Source organism: Streptomyces sp. NPDC005574, assembly GCF_040605435.1.
GTDB lineage: Bacteria > Actinomycetota > Actinomycetes > Streptomycetales > Streptomycetaceae > Streptomyces.
Map to the genome: position 1 here is coordinate 1 of NZ_JBEXCW010000216.1, position 4,557 is coordinate 4,557.

Below are 4,557 nucleotides of genomic sequence, written 5' to 3' on the forward strand. Positions count from 1 at the left end.
GACCCGGCACCGAAGACTTCCGGCCCCGCCGACCCGGCCGGTCCAGGACATCATCGACCAGCTCGAACGGAAGGTACCGGGTCAGCGCGCCCAGATGCCCCGGACTGAAGGCCCCGCTGGCCGTGGTGATGGTCTGATGCAGCGTCATCGTGCCACACTGCTCCGACAACGGGACCTCCAGTGTTGGTCTTCTTGGTCGACGACTCAACTACCGAAGGTCCCGTTCTGTTCTCCTGCCTCCCCCGGGCCCAGCGCAACACGCCCCCTGCTGCTTGACAACCAGGCGACATGCCTACCTTTTCGGCATTGAAGTACAGCCACACACAGTGCGCGATGATCTCTGCGGGGTAGCGGTGGCGCTTGTACAACGGCGACATCGACGACACGAACGAACCCTCCCCGACACGATCAACCTGAAGATCATCCCACGCCCGCCCGTTAACGTGACAGCGCCTCGAGTTGAGTGGATGAGTCACTGCACCACTCTTGCTACCTGACGGTAGTCATGCGCATGCTCATTAGTGGCTTCAGGGTCTTCCGCGCGGATCGCCTCGCATTTCCTTACGTGTTCCGGAAGCACGCTTGCTTCCCGGCCCCGCATCGCACTCGGCCCGCATTCACGTGGCCGGCCTGGGTTCTCGTGGCCGCACCTGCTGCGGCCTCGCGGAAGGAGTCCGTGGTGAGACGCTCAACTCCCGCCCGTATCGCCATTGCCGCCGTCGTCGCGGCATGTGCACTGCTCACTGCCGGCACGCCGGCGGTCTCCGCCCCTGCTGACGGACGTCATGACGGCCGCTCAGTGTCAGGCCCGGTCTCGCTGTCTCCCGCTCAGCGTGCCCGGCTGCTGACCCGGGCAACCCAGTATGGCCCTCGGGTGGCCCGGGCCGTCGGACTGGGCATGAACGAGAGGCTGACGGCCAGGGACATCGTCGTGGACGCCGACGGTGTCCAGCACGTGCGCTACGACCGGACTCTGGCCGGGCTTCCGGTTCTGGGCGGGGATCTGATCGCTCACGAACGCAAGGACGGCACGGTCGCTTCGGTGGACCGGGCCAGCACCGTACCGCTCCAGCTTCCCACCATGCTCCCCTCCGTGGCCGCGGCAAAAGCCAAGACCACCGCCGTCGAGGCGGTCTCCCGCCCCGGTCACATCAAGGCTGCCCCGCGGTTGGTGGTGTGGGCCTCCGGGGGACACCCTGAGCTTGCCTGGGAGACTGTCGTTGCAGGCCGTGAGAAGGACGGTACGCCGAGCGAACTGCACGTCGTCACCGACGCCAAGACCAACCGTGTGCTTGGGACGTTCGAGGGCATCAATGCCGGAAGCGGTACCGGCGTCTACGTTGGGCAGGTCCCGCTCATCACCACGCCCTCCGGCAGTGCCTACCTGCTCAAGGACGGCAGCCGTGGCAACCAGTACACCATCGATCTTAACGGCGGCACCTCTGGCAGCGGCACCCTGTTCACCGATGCCGACGACACCTGGGGTGACGGCTCTAGCTCCAACCGGCAGTCCGCCGCCGTGGACGCCCAGTACGGCACCGCCGCCACCTGGGACTTCTACAAGAGCACCTTCGGCCGCAACGGCATCCGCAACGACGGTGTCGGCGCCTACAACCGGGTTCACTACGGCACCAACTACGTCAATGCCTTCTGGTCCGACAGCTGCTTCTGTATGACCTACGGCGACGGCGTTGGCAACACCCACCCGCTCACCGCGATCGACGTGGCCGGCCACGAGATGAGCCATGGCGTCACGTCCGCCACTGCAGGCCTGGTCTACTCCGGCGAGTCCGGCGGCCTGAACGAGGCCACCTCCGACATTTTCGGCACCGGTGTCGAGTGGTACGCCAACCTGCCTGCCGACACTCCCGATTACCTCATCGGCGAGAAGATCGACATCAACGGCAACGGCAGCCCGCTGCGCTACATGGACCAACCCTCCAAAGACGGTGCTTCGAAGGACTACTGGTACTCGGGCATCGGCAGCATCGACGTCCACTACTCCTCCGGCCCCGCCAACCACTTCTTCTATCTCCTGGCCGAGGGCAGCGGGCCCAAGGTCATCAACGGTGTCAGCTACAACAGCCCCACCGCAGGCAACGTCACCGTCGCCGGCATCGGCCGGGACAAGGCACTGCGTATCTGGTACCGGGCCCTGACCGTCCACATGACTTCCACCACCAACTACGCCGGCGCCCGCACCGCCACCCTCAACGCTGCCACCGACCTCTACGGCAACGGCAGCACGGAGTACAACGCGGTCGCCGATGCCTGGGCCGGCGTCAACGTCGGAACACCTGCCGGCAGTGTGACGGTCACCAACCCTGGCAGCCAGTCCACCGCCGTTGGTACCCCGGTCAGTCTGCAGCTGCACGCCACCGGCGGCACGGGCACCTACACCTGGAGCGCCACCGGCCTGCCCGCCGGGCTCTCCCTGAACGCCTCCACCGGTCTGATCACCGGCACCCCCACCACGGCGGGCACCTCCACGGTCACGGTCACGGCCAAGGACAGTGCGAACGCCACCGCAAGCACCAGCTTCACCTGGACCGTCAGCACCACCAGCTCCTGCACACCACGCCAGCTCCTGGGCAACCCCGGCTTCGAGACCGGAACCTCGTCCCCTTGGACCACGACCCCCAACGTCGTCGACAACTACAGCGGGAAACCAGCCCACTCCGGCTCCTGGTATGCCTGGCTTGGCGGCTATGACTACGAGCACACCGACACCCTCGCCCAGACCGTGACCATCCCGGCCGACTGCAAGGCCACCTTCACCTTCTGGCTGCACATCGACACCGCCGAGACCACCACCAGCACCGCCTACGACAAACTCACCGTCCAGGCCAACTCCACCACCCTGGCCAGCTTCTCCAACCTCAACAAGAACACCGGCTACACACAGAAGTCCTACAACTTGTCTGCTTTCGCCGGACAGACGGTAACGCTCAAGTTCACCGACACCGAGGACTACTCCCTGCAGACCAGCTTCGTCATCGACGACACCGCCCTCACCACCAGCTGAACCTAGCCGGCACCGCACAATGCGCACACCTTCCGGCCCCGCCCACACCGGGGCCGGAAGACCGGACTACGACCAGCGAACCGCTCTGCGGGACATCACCGTCCGCGCAGTAGATGAGTTGCCGCCCCAACCCGTCGGTGTGACTGCCCATCGGCTCACCCGTAGGTCCACATCGCGTCTGCCCACTCCATGTCGTTCTGTACCGCCTGTCTCGTCTGAGTCCCGGGAAGTAGGTCCCTGTGCTGCATCTTCGCCCCGTACTCGCCCTTGCTGCCTCCCTCCTGATGGTGGGGCTTGCCGCCGCCTCTCCAGCCGCCGCCGCGGCCGCTCCCTACCGGGATCCGCAATTCGCCGCCGGATGCGACTGGCTTCACTACGCCGGCGGCGAGGCGCCGCCACTGTGGGCGTGGTGGCGCAGCCCGCTGTGCGTGGAATACGACAAACGGGACATCACCCTCGACAACGGGGGCGCGATGGAGTTTCTGCTGGCGGAGCCAGCCCGGTTCGCTGCCGCCGTGCCGTCATGCCGGTACTACCAGATCGACCACTGGAGCGTGCAATCCACCACCGGGGCGGTGCCATGGGTGGCCTGGGATGGCCAGTACTGGTTCGACAAGCCGGCCGGACAGGCCGCGGCCCAGCTCACGAACTTCCGCATCAACGGGCAAACGGCCGGGATCGGGGACGTTGTCCAGGCGCTGCGCCCGTCGATTCCTGAGTTGGCGGACTTCCTGGCCGCCTACGGCAGTGACCCTGGAGAAAGCGGCATGTCGGTGACGGTGCCCGCGACGACGTTGTGTCTGCCGCGCTGGTGACCGTGATGCCGGGCGTATGGGCGGCCGGTGGCCGCAGAACGATGCTGAAGGCTCTCGCAGCCGCTGTAGCAGCCCTGTCCGCACCAGGGGTGGTGCGGACAGCGTCGGCCGACGATGGTCTGGACACATGGAGCCGGCAGACGCTGGAGGCCTTTGTCGACACGCTGATCCCCGGCCAGCGCCGCTTTCCCGGTGACCGGCCGATCGCTGGCGCCGCGAGCGGACCAGGCGCCGTCCAGGCCGGCGCCGTCGACCTGCTGGTCTCTCCGGACCTGCCGCTGACCGCGCTGCTGCCCGGCATCGCCGCACTCCTCAACACCCGCGCCACGGCCTACGCCGTCCGTCACCTGATCGTGCTACCGCTGAACTGGCCGCCGCTGGTCGGACTGGACTTCGACCAGCGCACCGCCGTGCTCCGCGACGCGCTGCGGCCGACCGAAACAGATCGTGATGTGTGGCAGTTGCTGGCCTTTCTGACCGGTCTGGCCTTCGACAGCGCAGCCCACCAGCACACCACCACCGCCCTGAGCGCCGGACACCCAGGCTTGGTATGGATCGGCTTCCCAGCCCCCGACCCGGACGGCCTGTGGCGCTACCCCGCCCACTCCTACGCAAGAGCCCTGGCCGGCGCCCACGCGCGTAGGCGGCGGCATCGGCGGATGCGGCACGGTAGCGATCCCGGCCTCCGATACGGGCGATCTCGCGGGAGACGGTCGA

Annotated in this window: 2 protein-coding genes and 1 pseudogene; all 3 read left to right on the forward strand. The window is 67.0% G+C overall.

The window, feature by feature from the left end:
* The first annotated feature begins 898 nt into the window (after positions 1-898).
* Positions 899-3,025, forward strand: a complete 2,127-nt coding sequence (locus ABZT03_RS43190; protein WP_356049666.1) for a M4 family metallopeptidase — start codon at positions 899-901, stop codon at positions 3,023-3,025.
* A 239-nt stretch (positions 3,026-3,264) separates the two neighbouring features.
* Positions 3,265-3,840, forward strand: coding sequence for a hypothetical protein (locus ABZT03_RS43195; RefSeq protein ID WP_356049668.1), 576 nt, complete (start codon positions 3,265-3,267; stop codon positions 3,838-3,840).
* 41 nt (positions 3,841-3,881) lie between these two features.
* Positions 3,882-4,421 (forward strand): annotated as a pseudogene (locus tag ABZT03_RS43200) (DUF5987 family protein); the annotation flags it as partial.
* Between the last annotated feature and the right edge of the window lie 136 nt (positions 4,422-4,557).

Coding starts and splice junctions, on each gene's coding strand:
- ABZT03_RS43190 (WP_356049666.1), top strand. CDS start 899: ATGAACGAGAGGCTGACGGCCAGGGACATCGTCGTGGACGCCGACGGT.